Annotated in this window: 19 protein-coding genes; 12 read left to right on the top strand and 7 right to left on the bottom strand. The window is 66.7% G+C overall.

The window, feature by feature from the left end:
• The first annotated feature begins 193 nt into the window (after positions 1–193).
• The 3 genes from LZ586_RS02360 to LZ586_RS02350 all read left to right on the top strand — a co-directional run bounded on the left by LZ586_RS02360 (position 194) and on the right by LZ586_RS02350 (position 1,515).
• Positions 194–493 carry an endonuclease domain-containing protein gene (locus tag LZ586_RS02360; protein ID WP_413777323.1) on the top strand — a complete coding sequence of 100 codons (300 nt, stop codon included), beginning with the start codon at positions 194–196 and terminating at the stop codon, positions 491–493.
• Between the two features lie 396 nt (positions 494–889).
• Positions 890–1,153, top strand: coding sequence for a translation initiation factor IF-1 (gene infA, locus LZ586_RS02355; protein ID WP_184083609.1), 264 nt, complete (start codon positions 890–892; stop codon positions 1,151–1,153).
• On the top strand, positions 1,153–1,515 hold the full coding sequence (locus tag LZ586_RS02350; protein ID WP_235078095.1) for an antitoxin Xre/MbcA/ParS toxin-binding domain-containing protein: 363 nt from the start codon (positions 1,153–1,155) through the stop codon (positions 1,513–1,515). The genes infA and LZ586_RS02350 overlap by 1 nt, the downstream gene beginning before the upstream one ends.
• A 171-nt stretch (positions 1,516–1,686) precedes the next feature.
• On the opposite strand, the gene LZ586_RS02345 is transcribed toward LZ586_RS02350, so the two are convergent.
• Positions 1,687–2,037: a hypothetical protein gene (locus LZ586_RS02345; protein ID WP_235078094.1), complete on the bottom strand. Its 351-nt coding sequence runs from the start codon at positions 2,035–2,037 to the stop codon at positions 1,687–1,689.
• Between the two features lie 222 nt (positions 2,038–2,259).
• Between LZ586_RS02345 and LZ586_RS02340 the strand changes: the two genes are divergently transcribed.
• From LZ586_RS02340 to LZ586_RS02320, 5 genes are all read left to right on the top strand, one after another.
• A complete protein-coding gene (locus LZ586_RS02340) occupies positions 2,260–2,811 on the top strand; it encodes a glycine zipper 2TM domain-containing protein (protein WP_235078093.1) in 552 nt (183 codons plus the stop codon).
• Between the two features lie 87 nt (positions 2,812–2,898).
• Positions 2,899–4,290 (top strand): MFS transporter, encoded by a 1,392-nt coding sequence (locus LZ586_RS02335; protein ID WP_235078092.1) that lies wholly within the window; start codon positions 2,899–2,901, stop codon positions 4,288–4,290.
• A 62-nt stretch (positions 4,291–4,352) separates the two neighbouring features.
• A complete protein-coding gene (locus LZ586_RS02330; RefSeq protein WP_235078091.1) occupies positions 4,353–5,675 on the top strand; it encodes an MFS transporter in 1,323 nt (440 codons plus the stop codon).
• Positions 5,672–6,592, top strand: a complete 921-nt coding sequence (cysK, locus tag LZ586_RS02325) for a cysteine synthase A (protein WP_235078090.1) — start codon at positions 5,672–5,674, stop codon at positions 6,590–6,592. Before LZ586_RS02330 ends, cysK begins: the two co-directional genes overlap by 4 nt.
• 210 nt (positions 6,593–6,802) lie before the next feature.
• On the top strand, positions 6,803–8,170 hold the full coding sequence (locus tag LZ586_RS02320) for a cell wall hydrolase (protein WP_235078089.1): 1,368 nt from the start codon (positions 6,803–6,805) through the stop codon (positions 8,168–8,170).
• Positions 8,171–8,313: 143 nt separating this feature from the next.
• Here LZ586_RS02320 and LZ586_RS02315 read toward each other — a convergent pair whose 3' ends face one another.
• The 4 genes from LZ586_RS02315 to hisI are packed head-to-tail and all read right to left on the bottom strand — an operon-like array spanning position 8,314 to position 11,455.
• Positions 8,314–10,116, bottom strand: a complete 1,803-nt coding sequence (locus LZ586_RS02315) for an acyl-CoA dehydrogenase C-terminal domain-containing protein (RefSeq protein ID WP_235078088.1) — start codon at positions 10,114–10,116, stop codon at positions 8,314–8,316.
• A 10-nt stretch (positions 10,117–10,126) separates the two neighbouring features.
• On the bottom strand, positions 10,127–10,552 hold the full coding sequence (locus LZ586_RS02310) for a MerR family transcriptional regulator (protein ID WP_235078087.1): 426 nt from the start codon (positions 10,550–10,552) through the stop codon (positions 10,127–10,129).
• Between the two features lie 40 nt (positions 10,553–10,592).
• The gene (locus LZ586_RS02305) at positions 10,593–11,096 is read right to left on the bottom strand and encodes a hypothetical protein (RefSeq protein WP_235078086.1); all 504 of its coding nucleotides are present in this window, start codon (positions 11,094–11,096) and stop codon (positions 10,593–10,595) included.
• Positions 11,093–11,455: a phosphoribosyl-AMP cyclohydrolase gene (gene hisI, locus LZ586_RS02300; RefSeq protein ID WP_235078085.1), complete on the bottom strand. Its 363-nt coding sequence runs from the start codon at positions 11,453–11,455 to the stop codon at positions 11,093–11,095. The genes LZ586_RS02305 and hisI overlap by 4 nt, the downstream gene beginning before the upstream one ends.
• 118 nt (positions 11,456–11,573) lie before the next feature.
• Here hisI and purF point away from each other — a divergent pair, with 118 nt between their 5' ends.
• A complete protein-coding gene (gene purF / locus LZ586_RS02295; protein WP_235078084.1) occupies positions 11,574–13,031 on the top strand; it encodes an amidophosphoribosyltransferase in 1,458 nt (485 codons plus the stop codon).
• 24 nt (positions 13,032–13,055) lie between these two features.
• Positions 13,056–13,766, top strand: coding sequence for an SDR family NAD(P)-dependent oxidoreductase (locus LZ586_RS02290; RefSeq protein ID WP_235078083.1), 711 nt, complete (start codon positions 13,056–13,058; stop codon positions 13,764–13,766).
• 134 nt (positions 13,767–13,900) lie between these two features.
• On the opposite strand, the gene LZ586_RS02285 is transcribed toward LZ586_RS02290, so the two are convergent.
• Together LZ586_RS02285 and LZ586_RS02280 are read right to left on the bottom strand one after the other, a co-directional pair.
• Complete coding sequence (locus LZ586_RS02285; RefSeq protein WP_235078082.1) at positions 13,901–15,139, bottom strand: SAM-dependent methyltransferase; 1,239 nt, start codon at positions 15,137–15,139, stop codon at positions 13,901–13,903.
• A gap of 72 nt (positions 15,140–15,211) precedes the next feature.
• Positions 15,212–16,117, bottom strand: coding sequence for a histone deacetylase (locus LZ586_RS02280; protein WP_235078081.1), 906 nt, complete (start codon positions 16,115–16,117; stop codon positions 15,212–15,214).
• 46 nt (positions 16,118–16,163) lie between these two features.
• Here LZ586_RS02280 and LZ586_RS02275 point away from each other — a divergent pair, with 46 nt between their 5' ends.
• Together LZ586_RS02275 and LZ586_RS02270 are read left to right on the top strand one after the other, a co-directional pair.
• On the top strand, positions 16,164–16,658 hold the full coding sequence (locus LZ586_RS02275) for an RNA pyrophosphohydrolase (RefSeq protein ID WP_235078080.1): 495 nt from the start codon (positions 16,164–16,166) through the stop codon (positions 16,656–16,658).
• 61 nt (positions 16,659–16,719) lie between these two features.
• Positions 16,720–17,607 carry a YdiY family protein gene (locus LZ586_RS02270; RefSeq protein ID WP_235078079.1) on the top strand — a complete coding sequence of 296 codons (888 nt, stop codon included), beginning with the start codon at positions 16,720–16,722 and terminating at the stop codon, positions 17,605–17,607.
• Positions 17,608–17,615: the final 8 nt, after the last annotated feature.

Genomic DNA, 17,615 nt, shown 5'->3' with positions numbered 1-17,615 from the left:
GAGGGTCGGGGAGAGGGGCATGGGATGGCGCGGTAGATAGCCCCCTCTCCCGCTCTCGCTGCGCTCAAGCACCCTCTCCCCGCAAGCGGAGAGAGGGGAAGGAGAAGACGCTATGCGGGATCCAGAACTCCTCCGCCACGCTCGGCACATGCGTACCAACCCTACGCCGGCAGAGTCGCGCCTCTAATACCACCTGCGCGCCACGCGCTTCGAGCAGTGTAAGTTGCGGCAACAGACGGTGATCGGCCGCTACATCGTTGACTTCACCAGCCGCGCCGCCGGGCTCGCGGTCGAAGTGGACGGCGACACTCACGCGACGCAGGCAGACTACGACGCCACCCGCACCCGCTTCCTACAAGCGCAAGGTCTCCGTGTCCTCCGCTTCACCAACCCCGACATCATGATCAACCTGGAAGCAGTGCTGCAAGCAATCAGTGACGCAATCACAGCTCAACGCCTCTCCCTCTCTCCGCTCGCGGGGAGAGGGGCATGAGCGTAGGCAAACAGCCCGGATCGCAGCCCCCTCTCCCGACTTCGCTGCGCTCAGCCACCCTCTCCCCGCAAGCGGAGAGAGGGAATGGAACCACAACGGGCCGGCATGGCTAGCGGGGGTGACATTCTGCCCCCAATACCCTATATCCATTCCATCACTGGCAAACCCGCACGTAGGCGCCTGTGGCTGAGAGACCGTCCGCGCTCCCGTCTACAAACCGGGAGTCCATCGCGTGGACCTCAACCAGCTCCTATACCGCCAGCAGGTTTCGCTGATGCGCTCCGATGTCGCTGCGTGTTGCGAAGCACGGGTTGCCCATCGTGGCCTGGCCAAGGCATATGGCCAGCGTATCACCGAACTCCAGCGCGAATTCGCAACAACAGAGGCAACTGCTTAATGGCCAAAGAAGAACTGATGACCCTTGACGGCATGATCGAAGAGATCCTGCCGGACGGCCGCTTCCGCGTGAAGTTGGAGAACGATCACCGCATCGTCGTCTACACCGCGGGCAAGATGCGCAAGTTTCGCATCCGCTCGATCGTGGGCGATCGCGTGATGGTCGAAATGTCGCCTTACGACCTCGACAAGGGCCGTCTCGTCTATCGCGAGCGCGTGCAGGGCACCGGCTTTGGCGGCGCACGCCGCGGGAACCGTCGTTGATGGACCGCGACGAGGAAGACGCCCAGCCCAGCGAGCTGAAGGATTCGGCCGAGGATCGGCCGATCATGGACGCGGGCGAGGAGCCGGAGGCGCAGGAGCCCGCCGAAGACCAGCGTCCGACGCGCAAGCCGTTCCGCAAGCGCTTCACCGAGAACCGCCTGTCGCCCGAGAGCGCGGCGCGTCAGGGCCGCATCACCATGCTCGCCTGGGAAAAGCTCGGCGGCACCGAGGCGGCGCGCGAATTCCTCAACAGCTTCGACGAAGCCCTTGGCGGCCGTCCGCTCGACCTGGCGGTTGCCAGCACCGAGGGGCTGGACGCAGTGGAAAAGGCGATCGCCGAGCGGGCTGCCGCTCGCGCCTGAAGCGCCTGCTTCCGATGCAGGATTTGACCTGCTTCACTGACGCAGCCCGGCGCCTGGCCGGGCCGCTCTTTGACAGGGACATATCGTAGCGGAGGAAGGCCCCGGGGCGAAAAACCCGCGTTTGGCCTGAACTTCCTTAAACTTCCGCGTGGGTGCTAACGCAGTGCCGGCTCAGGCGGCGTCCCGCTCCACCGCCATCAACGTCACGCCCCGATATTTGTCGAGGGTCGCGTCGAACAGCGCGCTGATCGCGAACGCGCGTTCCAGCAGGTTCAGCTCCTTGAGTCCGTCGAGCTTGAACGTCCCCATCTTTTCCTCGCGCGGGATCATGCCCTCGCGGACGATCACCACGCCGTCGACATACAGCTTGTCGTCGCGCGTGTAGAGGACGTGCGGCGCCAGGATCATCCGCGTGCGGTTATATTCGGCGGAAAGGCAGCGCAGCCGCACGATCGCCTCCAGCACCATGGGGGTGGCAATGCCAGGCTGTGCTTGAGGATCTGGTTCGGTCGTCAACTTCATGCTCGTGCTATGCGTCGATTGCTGCGCTGCAACAAGCCCAAGCGGCTTGTGTTCCGCATGCGGCCGCCGCCCGCCAATATACCAATCATAGGTCATTATGGCCGGAAATGGAAAGTTGGAGCAGGCGGCCCGTTCGGGCGTTTGAGCGTTCAGCTATGCTTCACGCGGGCTGGCGGAATGCACCATCAAGGCCATGCCGGCCCCTCAGGGAAGGGAGAAACCATGAAACACCTATTCGGCTTAGCCGCTATCGCCGCCGCGACCTTCGCGGTCGCCACGCCTGCTGCCGCGCAGAGCGGCAACGCCAGCGCCCGTTATTCGCAGGACGAGGAAGCGCGCTTCGACGCCGCGCAGCGCCGGTTCGATACCGAATATGACAGCTTCCAGCAGGCGTTGGAGCGCTATCGGCGCTTCCGTGGGTCGCAATCCACCAACTGGAACAACACCCCGCCCCCGCCGCCGCGCGGCGGCTATGACGAGGGCCGCTACGACGATCCGAACTACGATCCCGCCCGGGATTATCGCGCCGGCAATTATCAGGAGCGCGTGCTCGCTTCCGACGACCGCGTGTATCGCGGCAATGACGGTCGCTATTATTGCGAGCGTCCCGACGGCACCACCGGCCTGATCGTCGGCGCGGCTGCCGGCGGCCTGTTCGGCAACGTCATTGCCGGTCGCCGCTCCAGCACGGTGGGCACCCTGCTCGGCGCGATCGCCGGCGGTGCGCTCGGCAACCAGGTGCAGCGCAACCAGCAGCAGGTTCGCTGCCGCTGATCGAAGGAAGGGAGCGCCACCCGGCGCTCCCTTCTCCTGCACGATCGTGAAGCGGAACCGCTGCCCCGCTCGATCCTTGAACAGCGAATGACTGAAGCTCCCGCGCTGCGCCGCCGCGTCCAGGCGATCGCCGCCATTTCCTGCGGCACCGCACTGGTGGTGATCGACGGCGCGATCGCCACCGTCGCGCTGCCCACCATCGCCCGCGATCTGCATGTCGATCCGGCGTCGGCAGTGTCGGTGGTGACCGTGTACCAACTCGTGCTGGTCATGCTGCTTTTGCCCTTTTCGGGGCTCGGCGACCGCATCGGGCTCAAGCGGCTCTACCAGATCGGCCAGCTCGTCTTCACCGCCGCGACCATCCTCTGCTTCTTCGCCAAGAGCCTGCCCTTCCTGCTCATCGTCCGCGCGGCGCAGGCCGCTGGAGCCGCCGCGACCCTCAGCGTCGCCTCGGCCCTTATCCGCCGCATCTACCCGCCCCAGCAGCTCGGCCGCGGCCTCGGCATCAACTCGGTGGTGGTATCCAGCGCGGCCGCGCTCGCGCCGACGCTGGGCGGGCTGGTGCTGGCGGTCGCTCCCTGGCCGTGGGTGTTCGCGTCGGCGGTGCCGTTCGCGGTGTTCAGCCTGCTGCTCGGCCGGGCGCTGCCCGATTCGGAGCGCAGCACCGAACCGTTCGACCTTCTGGGCGCGCTGCTCTGCGCCGCGATGTTCGGCCTGGTGATCGGCGGCCTGGAGAGCGCGGTCCACGGCGACAGCCCGGTGGTGTCAGCCGGGATCGTGCTGGCCGGGATAGTCATCGCCGTGCTGTTCGTCCGCCGCGAGCGCGACGAGCCGCGCCCGATCCTGCCGATCGATCTGCTCGGCCGGCCCGTCCTCGCGCTCTCCACCATCGGCGCGTTCACGGCGTTCATCGCGACGATGACCACCTTGCTGTCGCTCCCCTTCCGCCTCCAGCATGTCTATGGTTTCGCGCCATCGGAAGTCGGCGCGGTGCTGGCCCCCTGGCCGCTGACGACGATGATCGTCGCCCCGCTCGCCGGCGCGCTGTCCGACCGCTACCCCGCCGGCGCGCTGGGCGGAATCGGCATGGCGGTTGCAGTCGTCGGTCTGGTCTTCCTCGCCTTTCTGCCGGCGGATCCAACCTGGTTCGACATCGCCTGGCGCATGTCATTGAGCGGGGCCGGCTTCGGCCTGTTCCTCTCGCCAAACGCGCGCCTCATCATCGGATCGGCGCCGGTCCAGCGCGCCGCCGCCGCGGGCGGGCTGATCTCCACCACGCGGATGGTCGGCCAGACCACCGGCGCTACGCTGGTCGCCGCACTGCTGGCGGTCGGCCTGGGCGGCGGCATGATCCCGCCGATGACCGCCGCCGGGCTCGCGCTCATCGCCGGGCTGTGCAGCGTCGCGCGGCTCAACCCGGCGCTCCGCAATCCCCGCGGCCAGGAAACCGACGACGCCCAGCCGGCGCAGGTCCGTTGAGCCGGCACGCCGGCCGCCAATCCTCCATTGCGGACGCGGCGGCGAACCGCCAAGAGCCGGACATGCCCAGCCATCCTTTCGCCGTCCCCAACTTCCGCGCTTATTGGGTCGCGCGCCTGGCGGCCACGCTCGGCCAGATGGCGATGGTCATCGTGATCGGCTGGCAGGTCTATGACCTCGCCCGCGAGACGATGAGCATCGAGGCGGCGTCGTTCCAGCTCGGGCTGATCGGCGTCGCCCAGTTCCTGCCGCTGCTGGTGCTGTCGCTGTTCGCCGGCTGGCTGGCCGATCACCTCGACCGCCGCTGGATCGCGCGGGCCGCCGTCACGCTCGAGGCGGGCTGCGCGCTCTCACTCGCCTGGCTGACCTATAGCGGCAATATCAGCCTGCCCGCGCTGTTCGGCATCGCCGCGCTGCTGGGCGTAGCGCGCGCCTTCGCCAGCCCGGCGCTGGGCGCGCTGGCGCCCAATCTGGTGCCCAAGCCATTGCTGCCGACGGCGATCGCGCTCAGTTCGCTGTCGTGGCAGGCTGGGACGGTGATCGGCCCGGCGATGGGCGGCTATCTCTACGCGGCCTCGCCCTGGCTACCCTACGCCGTATCTGGCGGGCTTTTCCTGCTGTCGCTGGCCATGCTGCTGCTGATCGGTCCAGTGCCGCGCTCCAACGTCAAGTTCACCGGCAGCCCCTTTGCCCAGATGATCGATGGCCTGCGTTATGTCCGCCGCAATCGCCTGGTGTTCGGCGCGATTTCGCTCGACCTGTTCGCCGTCCTGCTCGGCGGCGCGACCGCGATGCTGCCGGTCTATGCGCGCGACGTGCTCCAGGTCGGCTCCGAAGGGCTTGGCCATCTGCGCGCCGCTCCCGCGCTTGGCGCGGTGCTCACCGCGGCCTTTTTCTCCTGGCGCCCGCTCAAGACCGATGTCGGCAAGAAGATGCTGATCGCGGTCGGCATCTTCGGTCTGGCGACGGTCGTCTTCGGGGCCTCCGCGCCGTTGCTGTTGCGCGCGCTTGGCCCCAGCGCGATCGGCCACGACCTTGCCCCCGCCGTGCTGCTGTCGCTGGTAGCCCTGTTCGTGCTCGGCGCCGCGGACATGATCTCGGTCTATGTCCGCCAGTCGCTGATCCAGCTCTACACGCCCGACGAGATGCGCGGCCGGGTCGGCGCGGTCTCCACTCTGTTCGTTTCGGGCTCGAACGAACTGGGCGAGGCCGAGTCCGGGTTCCTCGCCGCATTGATCGGTCCGGTCGCCGCAGTGATCGGCGGCGGGATCGGCGCGATCCTTGTAACGCTGTTGTGGGCGAAGCTATTTCCGGAACTAAGGCGAGCCCGTACCTTTGATCCTCCGGCCGACCTCGAAGTGCCTCCCAAGGAGATGACGACATGAAGGCGAACACCATCCTCGACACGATCGGCAACACGCCGCACGTGCGCATTCAAAAGCTGTTCCCGGGCGCCGAGGTCTGGATCAAGTCCGAACGCGCCAATCCCGGCGGTTCGATCAAGGACCGCGTCGCGCTGTCGATGATCGAAGCGGCCGAAGCGTCGGGCGCGCTCAAGCCCGGTGGCACGATCGTGGAACCGACCAGCGGCAACACCGGCGTCGGCCTGGCGATGGTCGCGGCGGTGAAGGGCTACAAGCTGATCCTGGTGATGCCCGAAAGCATGAGCCTGGAGCGGCGGCGCCTGATGCTGGCCTATGGCGCCAGCTTCGACCTTACCCCGCGCGAAAAGGGCATGAAGGGCGCGATCGAGCGTGCGATGGAGATCGTCGAGGCGACGCCGGACGCCTGGCTTGCCCAGCAGTTCGAGAACCCGGCCAATATCGACGTGCATGTCCGCACCACCGCGCAGGAAATCCTCGAGGACTTCCGCGACACCCCGATCGACGTGATCATCACCGGCGTCGGCACGGGCGGCCACATCACCGCCGTTGCCGAAACGCTGAAGAAGGAGTGGCCGAACCTCAAGGTGTTCGCGGTCGAGCCGGAGCTTTCCCCGGTCATCTCGGGCGGCACCCCGGGCCCGCACCCGATCCAGGGCATCGGCGCCGGTTTCGTGCCGCGCAACCTCCACACCGACGCGATCGACGGCGTGATCAAGGTGGACGCCAACGTCGCCAAGGACATGGCGCGCCGCTCCGCCCGCGAGGAAGGTACGCTGGTGGGCATCAGCTCGGGCGCGACTCTCGCCGCCATCCTCCAGAAGCTGCCCGACCTGCCCGACGATGTCCGCGTGCTTGGCTTCAACTACGACACCGGCGAGCGCTATCTCAGCGTGCCGGACTTCCTGCCCGAAAGCTGAAGCTTTCAGCGCGACGGAGGGGCTCTCGGCACGATGCTGCTTGTTGAAACGCCTCTCCGTCGTTCTTCGGCCCGGTATCACTTGGGTTCCTTGTGCCGCGTAGCTGCGTTATGGCCGCCAACCCCGCATAAGGAACCTGTCCGTTGATCCGCCCCGCCGTCTTCGCCACCCGCCACTCCTGTGCGCACGCCTGACTTGACCGGCCGGATCATGCCTTCCTCGCAAACCCCACCAGCGCCTTCCACCGACGCTGGCGTATCGCCGCTGCTCATCGGTCTGCTCGCGCTAATTGCCCTGGTGGCAGTGCTGGTGCCGGCCCTGCTGGTCGCCAACAGTCCGCATGTGATCGTCCACAAGCGCCCGCCGGTCCTCATTTCGCATCGCGTGGTGCCACAGGCTGAATTGCCGCCGGTCGAGCCGGTACAATTGCAGGCGGTCGATCCCGACGACGCCCGCGCGATCAACGCGTCGGTGCCATTCTCCACCCTCCCCAATCCCGCCGCCCGTCCCTTCCGCCTGCCGGGTGCCGCCGATAGCCGCGCGCGCGCGATCGACTGCCTGGCAGCCGGGGTCTATTACGAGGCCGGCGATGATACCGTGGGCCAGCGCGCCGTTGCGCAGGTGATCATCAACCGCCTTCGCCACCCGGCGTTTCCAAAAACGGTGTGCGGCGTGGTGTTCCAGGGTTCCGAGCGCCGTACCGGCTGCCAGTTCACCTTCACCTGTGACGGCGCGATCCTGCGCTACACCCCGACCGCAGCCGCGTGGAAGCGCGCTCGCGAAGTCGCCGAACTCGCGCTGGGCGGCTCGGTCTACAAGGCCGTCGGCCATGCCACCCACTACCACACCGACTGGGTCGTGCCCTATTGGAGCGCGAGCCTCGAGAAGATCTCGGAGGTTCATACCCATTTGTTCTTCCGCTGGGCCGGCTGGTGGGGCACGCCGCCCGCGTTCAACCGCGGCTATGCCGGTGTCGAACCCAATATCCCGCAAATGGCGCGGCTTTCCGGCGCACATCAGGGAGATGCCGGCACGCTTCTCGCCCCCGAACTAACCGAGAATGGCGAGCCCGTCGATCCGGAAGCCATCCCCGATGCCGCCGTTCCGGCGCCGCTCGGCGCGACCGGCGCCGACAATAACAGCTTCGCGGTGACGCTCGACCGCACGATGAACCCCGAGGCCTTCGCCGCCCTGGCGATACGGACCTGCGGCGAGCGCACCTTCTGCAAGTTCATGGCCTGGACAGACGCCAAGCAGACGCCGAAGCAGCTGCCGCCCTCGCCCGCCCAGAGCGCCGCGATGTCGTTCAGCTATTTGCGCGACCAGAATATGGGCTTCGCCAAGGCCTTGTGGAACTGCCAGCAGTTCAAGCGCCCAAGCCCGGTGCAATGCATGCGCGCGCAGCTGCCGGCTACCGCCACGCCGCCTCCTGCAGCGGCTCCGGTTGTAGCGGGCGACACCAAGGCCATCGGGCCCGTCCCGCTTGCCGGCATCCGCAAGAAAAGCGGTGGCGCAGACCAGGCCGCTCCTGCCGCTCCGATGGTCGACAAGCCCCAGCCAAGCCCGACGCCGCGCTGAGGGATAAGCCGAGGCTAGCCAAGCACCCCAGCTAGTTCCAGGGCCCAGTACCGGCAGGGAGTACCGGCAGGGCCGGCGGAAGTGGCTGCCCTCACCATCGCGTGGCACCTGCCCCCGCTTGGCCGGGAGCAGGTGCCGATCGATCACGCTGCCCGGAACATCTCCGGGTCCAGCGCCATCACCGTCTCGCTGCCGCTCTCGACCTTGCGGCGCAGCCCACTCGCATCGGACAGGAAGCGCTCGGCATAGAAGCGCGCGGTGATCAGCTTGGCCTCCAGGAACTTGGCGTTCTCGGCACCGGCGGCGAGCCCGTCGGCAGCCGCCTTGGCCATGCGCAGCCACATCAGCCCCAACGCCACCGTACCGGTCAGCTGCATGTACGGGTAGGCACCCGCGCCGACATGGTTCGGATTCTGGAAGCCGTTCGCCGCCAGCCACATGGTCGCGCCCTGCAAGTGTCCCAGCGCCTTTTCCAGCGCCTCGGCAAAGCCCTTCAGCGTCTCGACCTGCTTGGCCGCGCCGACTTCCTCGGTCACAACGCGGAACAGGGCCTGCACCGCGCGGCCGCCATTCTGTGCCAGCTTGCGGCCGACCAGGTCCATCGCCTGCACGCCATTGGTGCCTTCGTAGATCATCGAGATGCGGGCATCGCGGACATATTGCTCCATGCCCCACTCGGCGATGTAGCCATGGCCGCCATAGACCTGCTGCGCATCGGTCGCGACGCGGTAGCCGATGTCGGTGCCGACGCCCTTGATGACCGGGGTCAGCAGTCCGACCAGATCACCGGCAAGCTGACGCTCTTCCTCACCCGAGGCGGCATGCTCCAGGTCGACTTGCAGCGCCCCCCACAGGCACAGCGCGCGAAGACCCTCAGTCAGCGCCTTGCCTTCCATCAGCATGCGGCGCACGTCCGGATGGACGAACAGCGTGTCGGCCTTTTCGTTCGGCTCGGCCGGGCCGGTAAGCGCGCGGCCCTGGCGGCGATCTTCGGCATAATGGACGGCGTTCTGGTACGCGGTCTCGGCAACGCCAAGGCCCTGAAGCCCGACGCCCAGCCGCGCCGCGTTCATCATGATGAACATCGCGGCCAGGCCCTTCATCTCTTCGCCGACCAGCCAGCCGGTCGCCCCGTCATAGTTCATGACGCAGGTCGAGTTGCCGTGAATGCCCATCTTGTGCTCGATCGAGCCGCAGCTGACGCCGTTGCGTTCGCCAGGCGATCCGTCCTCATTGACGATGAACTTGGGCACCACGAACAGCGATATGCCCTTGCTGCTTTCCGGGGCGCCGGGCGTCTTGGCCAGAACCAGGTGGATGATGTTGCTGGTAAGGTCATGCTCACCCGACGAGATGAAGATCTTGGTACCGGTGATCGCCCAGCTGCCATCCGGGTTCGGCTCGGCACGGGTGCGGATCAGGCCCAGATCGGTGCCGCAATGCGGCTCGGTCAGGTTCATGGTGCCGCCCCATTCACCCGACACCATCTTCGGCACGTACATCGCCTTTTGTTCGTCCGACCCCTTGGCCAGCAGCGCCGCGATCGCGCCGTGGGTGAGGCCCGGATACATCGCGAACGCCATGTTGGCCGAGATCATATACTCCTGAAACGCAGTCGACACGACATGCGGCATCGCCTGCCCGCCATACTCGGCCGGTGCGCTCAGCGTGCCCCAGCCGCTCTCCACAAACTGCTGATAGCCTTCCTTGAACCCCGGCGGCGTGGTGACGCTGCCGTCCTCGTGCCGGGTGCAGCCATGCTGGTCGCCAACCTGGTTGAGCGGGAACAGCACGTCGGCGACGAACTGGCCACCCTGGTCCAGCACCGCCTCGACCGTGTCTGGCGTGGCATTCTCGAACCCGGGCAGGTCGGCATAGCGCTCCAACCCGATCACCGAATCCAGGATGAAGCGCGTGTCGCGCAGCGGCGGAGTATAATGCGGCATGTCAGGTTCCTCAGATGGCGTCGCTGCTTTGGAGCAGTTCGACGAAGTGCTGGAGCTCGGTGATGTGAGCGTCGATGTCGGCTTTCTGGTTCTCGAGCAGCGCGATGCGCTCCTGGCAGCGGCCCAGCGTCACTTGGCGCTGCACCCGACGCCCGTCGCCGATGTCGTACAGGTCGATCATCTCGCGGATCTCGGCCAGGCTGAAGCCCACCCGCTTGCCGCGCAGGATCCAGGCCAGCCGCGCGCGGTCGCGGTGCGAATAGATCCGCACGGTCCCCCGCCGTTCGGGCGAAATCAGCCCCTCATCCTCATAGAAACGCAGCGCGCGCGGCGTCACCGCGAACTCCGCGCACAGGTCGGAAATGGAGAACGCGTCCTTCTCGGGACGGGCTTCGATCGGCGCCAGGGCCTCGACGGGAACGGCGGCAGCGGACATGTCTCCGATCTAGTTTCCCTTTACGTGAACGTCAAGCAGCTCAATCGGCGCAAAGCCGCCGGCCGCCGGCGTCGCGCAGCGCCGCCGCCTCGGCGTCCGACTCGCTCAGCAGTGCCACCTCCAGCCCGGAAAGCGACGCCCGCTTTGCGCACAGCGCCGCGCATCCGACGGGCACGGTTCCGGGAAAGCGGATCACCGCGCCATCGAAGCGCGCGTCGAACGCGCACGCACCCGGCCTACCCAGCGCGACATGCAGCGTCTCGCCCTCCTGCCGCACGGTACCCACGCCGCTACAGGTGATGCCGTCGCCATAATCCACGAACGCGCCGATCCGCGCCTCGCCGTCGGCACGCGGCCGGATGCACACCCGGTCGGTGTCGCGCGCATACAGCCCGGCGAGCCGCATCTCGTCGGGATCGCGCACCAGTCCGCGTGCGATCGCGGCACGCTCCAAGTCGGTGCTCGCCTGCGCGACGGTGCCGCTCCCGCCGCCACCCGAGCAGCCGGCCAGCAACGCCAACGCCAAGACCGTCAGGGCCCTCATGCGCCGGGGACGAGCCGCCCGTCTTCGACGATGCGATAGAAGCAGGTCCGTGCGCCCGTGTGGCAGGCCGGCCCCTGCGGCGTCACCTTCAGCCACACCGCGTCCTGATCGCAATCGATCCGCGCCTCCACCACCCGCAGCACATGACCGGAAGTCTCGCCCTTCTTCCACAGCCGCCCGCGGCTTCGCGACCAGAAATGCGCCTCGCCGCTTTCCATGGTCATCGCGAGTGCCTGCGCGTTCATGTGCGCCACCATCAGCACGTCGCCGCTGGCGGCATCGGTCGCCACCGCCGTTACCAGCCCGGCGGCGTCATATCTCGGATCGAGCGTCAGCCCGGTTTCGCGTTCGTTCGTCACCCTTGCTCCTTACGCCGCGCCACCGGACGGGGGGAAGAAAACAATCGTGACAAAGTGGCGACAAACCGGATGCGAGCCCCTATATGCCCGGCGTCCAGTTCCAACCCCTCGAGGGCTGATGCTTACCACGCACCCATTTGACGACGACAAGCTGCGCGAAGAGTGCGGTATCTTTGGCATTTCCGGCATGGAGGGGGCCGCAGCGGCCGTCGCGCTGGGGCTCCACGCGCTCCAGCACCGCGGCCAGGAGGCGGCGGGGATCACGAGCTGGGACGGTCATCAGTTCCACACCCATCGCGCGATGGGTCATGTCGCCGGCAATTTTGACCGCGATGAGATCATCCGCAGCCTGGCGGGCGGAGTCGCCTGCGGTCACGTCCGCTACGCCACCACCGGCGGCTCGGCGATCCGCAACGTCCAGCCGCTCTATGCCGAGCTGGCGAGCGGCGGCTTCGCGATCGCCCATAACGGCAACATCTCCAATGCGATGCGGCTGCGGCGCGACCTGGTCCGGCGCGGCGCGATCTTCCAGTCGACCTCGGATACCGAGGTGATCATTCACCTCGTCGCGACGTCGCAATACCGCACCCTCATGGACCGCTTCATCGACGCGCTGAAGCAAGTCGAAGGGGCTTATTCGCTGATCGTGATGACGCCGGAGGGCATGATCGCCTGCCGCGATCCGCTCGGCATCCGCCCGCTGGTGATGGGCAAGCTCGACGAAACGATCGTCTTCGCCTCGGAGACCGTCGCGCTCGACGTGGTCGGCGCCGACTATGTCCGCGACGTCGAACCCGGCGAGCTGGTGATCGTCAAGGGCGACCAGATCACGTCGCACAAGCCGTTCGCCCCGCTCGCGCCGCGTCCGTGCATCTTCGAATATGTCTATTTCTCGCGGCCCGATTCGATCAGCGACGATCGCTCGGTCTATTCGGTGCGCAAGGCGATCGGCGCGCAGCTGGCGATCGAGTCGCCTGTCGATGCCGACCTGGTCGTCCCGGTTCCCGATTCGGGCGTTCCCGCCGCGATCGGCTATGCGCAGCAGAGCGGCATTCCGTTCGAGCTCGGCATCATCCGCTCGCACTATGTCGGGCGCACTTTCATCCAGCCGGGGGACAAGGTCCGCCATCTGGGCGTCAAGCTCAAGCACAACGCCAATCGCGAGCTGATCAAGGGCAAGCGCGTCGTGTTGATCGACGATTCGATCGTGCGCGGGACCACCAGCCTCAAGATCGTCCAGATGATGCACGAGGCGGGTGCGGCGGAAGTGCATATGCGCATCGCATCGCCCCCGACCCGGCACAGCTGCTTCTACGGCGTCGACACGCCCGAACGTGCCAAGCTGCTCGCCGCCAAGCTCGACGTGGGCGGGATGACCGACTTCATCCATGCCGACAGTCTGGCGTTCGTCAGCATCGACGGGCTGTACAAGGCGCTGGGCGAGGCGCGCCGTGCCAACATCCATCCCAAATATTGCGACGCCTGCTTTACCGGCGATTATCCGACCACGCTGACCGACCAGGACGAGCTTGCCCCGGTTGACCAGTTCGCGCTTCTGGAGGAACGGGTCGGCTGACCCTTTCCTTCGGGAGTATATTTCTTGACCGAACAGCCCTTCGCCAACCAAGTCGCCCTCGTGACCGGCGCCAGCCGCGGCATCGGTGCCGCCACTGCGCTGGCCCTCGGCGCGGCGGGCGCCCATGTCATCCTCACTGCCCGCACGGCCGGGGGGCTCGAGGAAGTCGAGGAAGCGATCTTCGCGGCCGGCGGTTCGGCCACGATCGCCCCGATGGACCTGGCCGAGAATGACAGCGTCGCCCGGCTCGGCACCGCGATCGCCGAGCGCTGGTCCGCACTCGACATGCTGGTCCTGAACGCCGCCGCGCTCGGCACGCTCAGCGCCGTGCCCGCCTTCGACTTCAAGGAATTCGCCAAGGTCCTGACGCTCAACGTCACCGCTCAGGCGGCGATGCTGGCCGCGTTCGACCCGCTGCTCAAGAACGCCGCCGCCGCCCGCGTGATCGGCATCACCTCCAGCGTCGGCCGCACGCCGCGCGCTTATTGGGGCATGTACGGGGCGTCAAAGGCGGCGTTCGAGAACCTGCTGCTCAGCTATGGCGAGGAAGTCCGCCACATCAGCGGCATCCGAACCGCGATCGTCGATCCCGGCGCCACCCGCACCAAGATGCGCGCGCGCGCCTTTCCCGGCGAAGACCCGCAAAGCGTGAAGGCTCCCGAAGTCGTCGCCGCGCGCATTGCGGCGCTCATGACGTCCGGCTTCGAACACGGCCACTTCGAACGCGTCGTTTAACGGCGACAGCCGGCCCGTCGCCAAGGTCATGAAAGGCCCTGTGGGTCGGCTGGAACGGCGTCGCAGTTAGGTTTCCGTCCGCTGGAAGCCACGCGGTCGACTCAGCTCGCGGCGCCTATGCAACCAGCAAGCGGTTACAGATCCTTTATCAACGTGACCTGCAGCACATCGATGCTGCCGCCGCGAAACCCGCCCTCACAGTACATCAGATAATATCGCCACAAGTCGATGAACTTGCGATCGAACTTGTTCGGAATCCGTCCTTCGGCGACAGCGCGATCGAAGCTGCGCAGCCACAGCCGCAGCGTTTCGGCATAGTCTTGCCCGAAGCGGACAGGATCGGTCCACCGGAGCCCCTGTTCCGCGGCGATCTGCCGGAACGCGCGCTCCGAAATCAGCAGACCGCCAGGAAAGACATAGGTCTGGATGAAGTCGACATTGTTCGCATATTCTTCGAAGAACGCATCGTCGAAGGTGATGACCTGCAACGCTGCGCACCCGCCCGGCTTCAATGCCTTCGCGACGGCGGACAGATAGGCCGGCCAATATTCCCGCCCTACCGCTTCGGCCATTTCGATGCTGGCGACCGCATCATACTGGCCGGTGACGGCACGATAATCGGTCAGCGTGAAGCTGCCGCCAGCCAATCCGGCGGCACGCTGCTCGGCATAGACGCGCTGCTCGGACGACAGGGTGATGCCATGCACGCGCCGCCCCTCGCGTAGCGCCATTTCGGCGAACGATCCCCAGCCGCAGCCGATCTCCAGGATGTGGTCGCCCGCGCGCGTCCGCGTCCGTTCCAGGATCGCGCGCAGCTTGGCCGCCTGCGCCGCCTCCAACGGCTGGTCGGCCGTCTCGAACAGCGCGCTGGAATAGGTCATGCTCGGGTCGAGCCACGGCAGGTAGAAATCGTTGCCCAGGTCATAATGAAACTGGATGTTCCGCCGCGATCCGCGCTGGTGGTTGCGCCGCATCCAGTGGAGGAATCGCCGCGTCAACAGCGAGGGCCCAGTGGCGCGCGCGGGCCGCGCCAGGGTCGCGCGATTGCGTGTGAACAGCGCAAACAACTGCACCGGATCGGGGCTGGCCCATTCGCCCGCGGCCCAGGCTTCGTACCAGCCGCCCGATCCGCTCAGCGCAAGCCGTACCAGCGCACGCCAGCTGCGCAGGTCCACGACCGCCGCAGGGCCGCTGGCGCGCCCACCCAGCAACCGGCTCTCACCGCTGGGCAACGTGACTTGCAGACTACCCTCTGCGATACCCCGGTCGATCCCGGCAAGCTGCCGCTCGAACAGCGGTGCGAACAGGGTCAGCGCCCCGCCCCCACGGCGTTCAGCCGGTACGGCATCCATTCCCCTAAGCGGCGCGTTCATGCCGGCGCTAAATGCATGACCAGGCAATCGGAGCAAGCCTAATCGCGGCGACAGCTCCGACGCGACACTACCTTACCGCCCGAACCCCGCTCCTTCCGCCAAAGCGAGGATAGAGGCGACATGACGCTCCGCAACTTCGAGGGCGTCCGCGCCATACCCACCTCCCAGCGCACTTGCGAGCGGAAGTCCCCGCGCGCGCATGGTCGCTCCAATCCATCGGTCGCGTACCGCAAGTCCCTCGCGGCTGAGGCTCAGCCGCCCTAGCCGATCCTCCGCCCAGGGATCGACGCCAGCCTGATACAGCACCAGATCGGGGGCGAAGCTGTCCATCAGCGGTATCAGCGTGTCCGTCAGCGCCGCCATATAGCCATCGTCATCCACTCCGTCGGGCAGGCCGACGTCCAGCGTCGAGCGCGCCTTGCGAGCCGGGAAGTTCTTCTCGGCATGGATCGAATAGGTCGCGATGCCGATATGCCCTGCCGTCAGCGCCGCGGTCCCGTCACCCTGGTGCACATCACAGTCGACGATCAGCACGCGCTGGGCGTCGCCCTCCTCCACCAGCTGGACCGCTGCCAGCGCCAGGTCATTGACGACGCAGAAGCCCGCCCCGGTATCGCTCAGCGCGTGGTGGCTTCCTCCCGCGGTGTTTGCCGCGAACCCATGACGCTGGGCCAGCCTGGCCGCCAACCACGTGCCGCCCGGCACCATCTGCGCGCGCAACGCCACCTGGGGCGTGACGGGGAAGCCGATACGGCGTTCCTTGATGCGCGGCACCCGCGCCTCCAGCACTTCGGCGACATAGTCGGGATCATGTACGGTTTCCAGCCACTTGCGCGGCACTGCTTCGGGCACGTGCCAAGTGAAACGATCGCCGTGCGACAGCAGCAGGTCACGCACCAGCCCGTTCTTGTTCCACTGGTACTGGCTGCGCGCGGGCGCCGGCGCGACATAAGCGGGGTGGTGCACGATCGGGATCATCGCGACAGATGTGGCATCGGCGGCGCGGCTGCACTAGGTGCCAGGCATGACCGATATCGCCTCCCTCCCCTATCGCCCCTGCGCCGGCGTGATGCTCATGAACCGCGACGGTCAGGTGTTCGTCGGCCAGCGGCTCGATTCGACGCTGGAGGCGTGGCAGATGCCCCAGGGCGGCATAGACCCCGGTGAGGATGCGCTAGAGGCGGCGTATCGGGAGCTCTGGGAGGAAACCGGGGTCGTGCGCGGGCATGTCGAACTGGTTGCCTCGGCACCGGAAGAACTCTGGTACGATCTGCCCGAGGATCTGGTGGGCAAGGTTTGGAAGGGCAAATGGCGCGGTCAGCGTCAGCGCTGGTTCCTGTTCCGCTTCCTGGGCGACGATCGCGACGTGAACATCGCAACCGCCGATCCCGAGTTCCGCGCCTGGCGCTGGGCCGAGCCCTCGGATCTCCCCGACCTGATCGTGCCGTTCAAGCGAGCGCTGTACCAGAAGCTGCTCGACATCTTTTCCGCTGAGATTGCCTCGGCTCGTCGGTCCTGAAGCTCTTTTCACCTCTAGTCGCCCTTTTCGCGCCGCATTGGCCGGCATAAGGCAAGCTGTGATGCGTGCCCTGCTCTTCGCCCTGCCGCTGCTGCTCGCCAACACGGACGATCCGACGATCCCGCCGACGATCAAGGCGATGCTGGATTCGGCGATGGCGTCCGGCAACGAAGGCGACGTGAGCGTCATCGTCAAATATGCCAGGGAAGCCGCACCCGACAGCGCCGATCTCGTGACGCGGATCGCCACCGAGTGGCGCAACGACCGGCAGCAGAACGCCACCCGCAAGTTGCGCCAATCCGACTTTCTCGACCTGCTGAGGGGGCACGCCGAACTTGGCGGCTATGTGTCGACCGGCAACACGGAGAATGTCGGCGTCACGGCGGCCGCCGAACTGACTCGCGAGGGGCTGGAATGGCGTCACAAAGTGCGGGTTCGCACCGATTATCAGAAGAGCCTCGGTGTCACCAACCAGGAACGCTACCTCGCGGCCTACGAGCCGAACTGGAAGTTCGACGACCGCGCCTATCTGTACGGCGCCGCGCAGTATGAAAGCGACCGCTTCTCGGGCTTCTACGACCGCATCTCGCTGTCCACAGGCGCGGGGTACAGTGCCGTGCGCTCGCCGGCCGTGAAGCTGGACCTGGAACTCGGGCCAGCGTTCCGGCGCACCGAGTTCATCGACACCAGCGTCGAAAGCAACGTCGCTGCCCGCGGTTCGGTGGACTTCGGCTGGAAATTGTCGCCCAGCGTGTCCGTCACGCAGAACGCCTCGGCATATCTACAGGCCGCGAACAGCACCGTCACAAGTAAGTCGGCGCTGCTCACCAAGCTGATCGGGCCGCTCTCGGCGCAGTTCAGCTATACGGTGCAGTATGAAAGCATGCCCCCCGAAGGCCGCAAGACGACCGACACCACCAGTCGCGCCGCGCTCGTTCTGGATTTCTAGCCAGACTT

The organism is Sphingomonas sp. S2-65 (assembly GCF_021513175.1).
Lineage (GTDB): Bacteria > Pseudomonadota > Alphaproteobacteria > Sphingomonadales > Sphingomonadaceae > Sphingomonas.
Note: the sequence above shows the minus strand (reverse complement) of the source record. Positions and strands in the feature narration are given on the sequence as shown.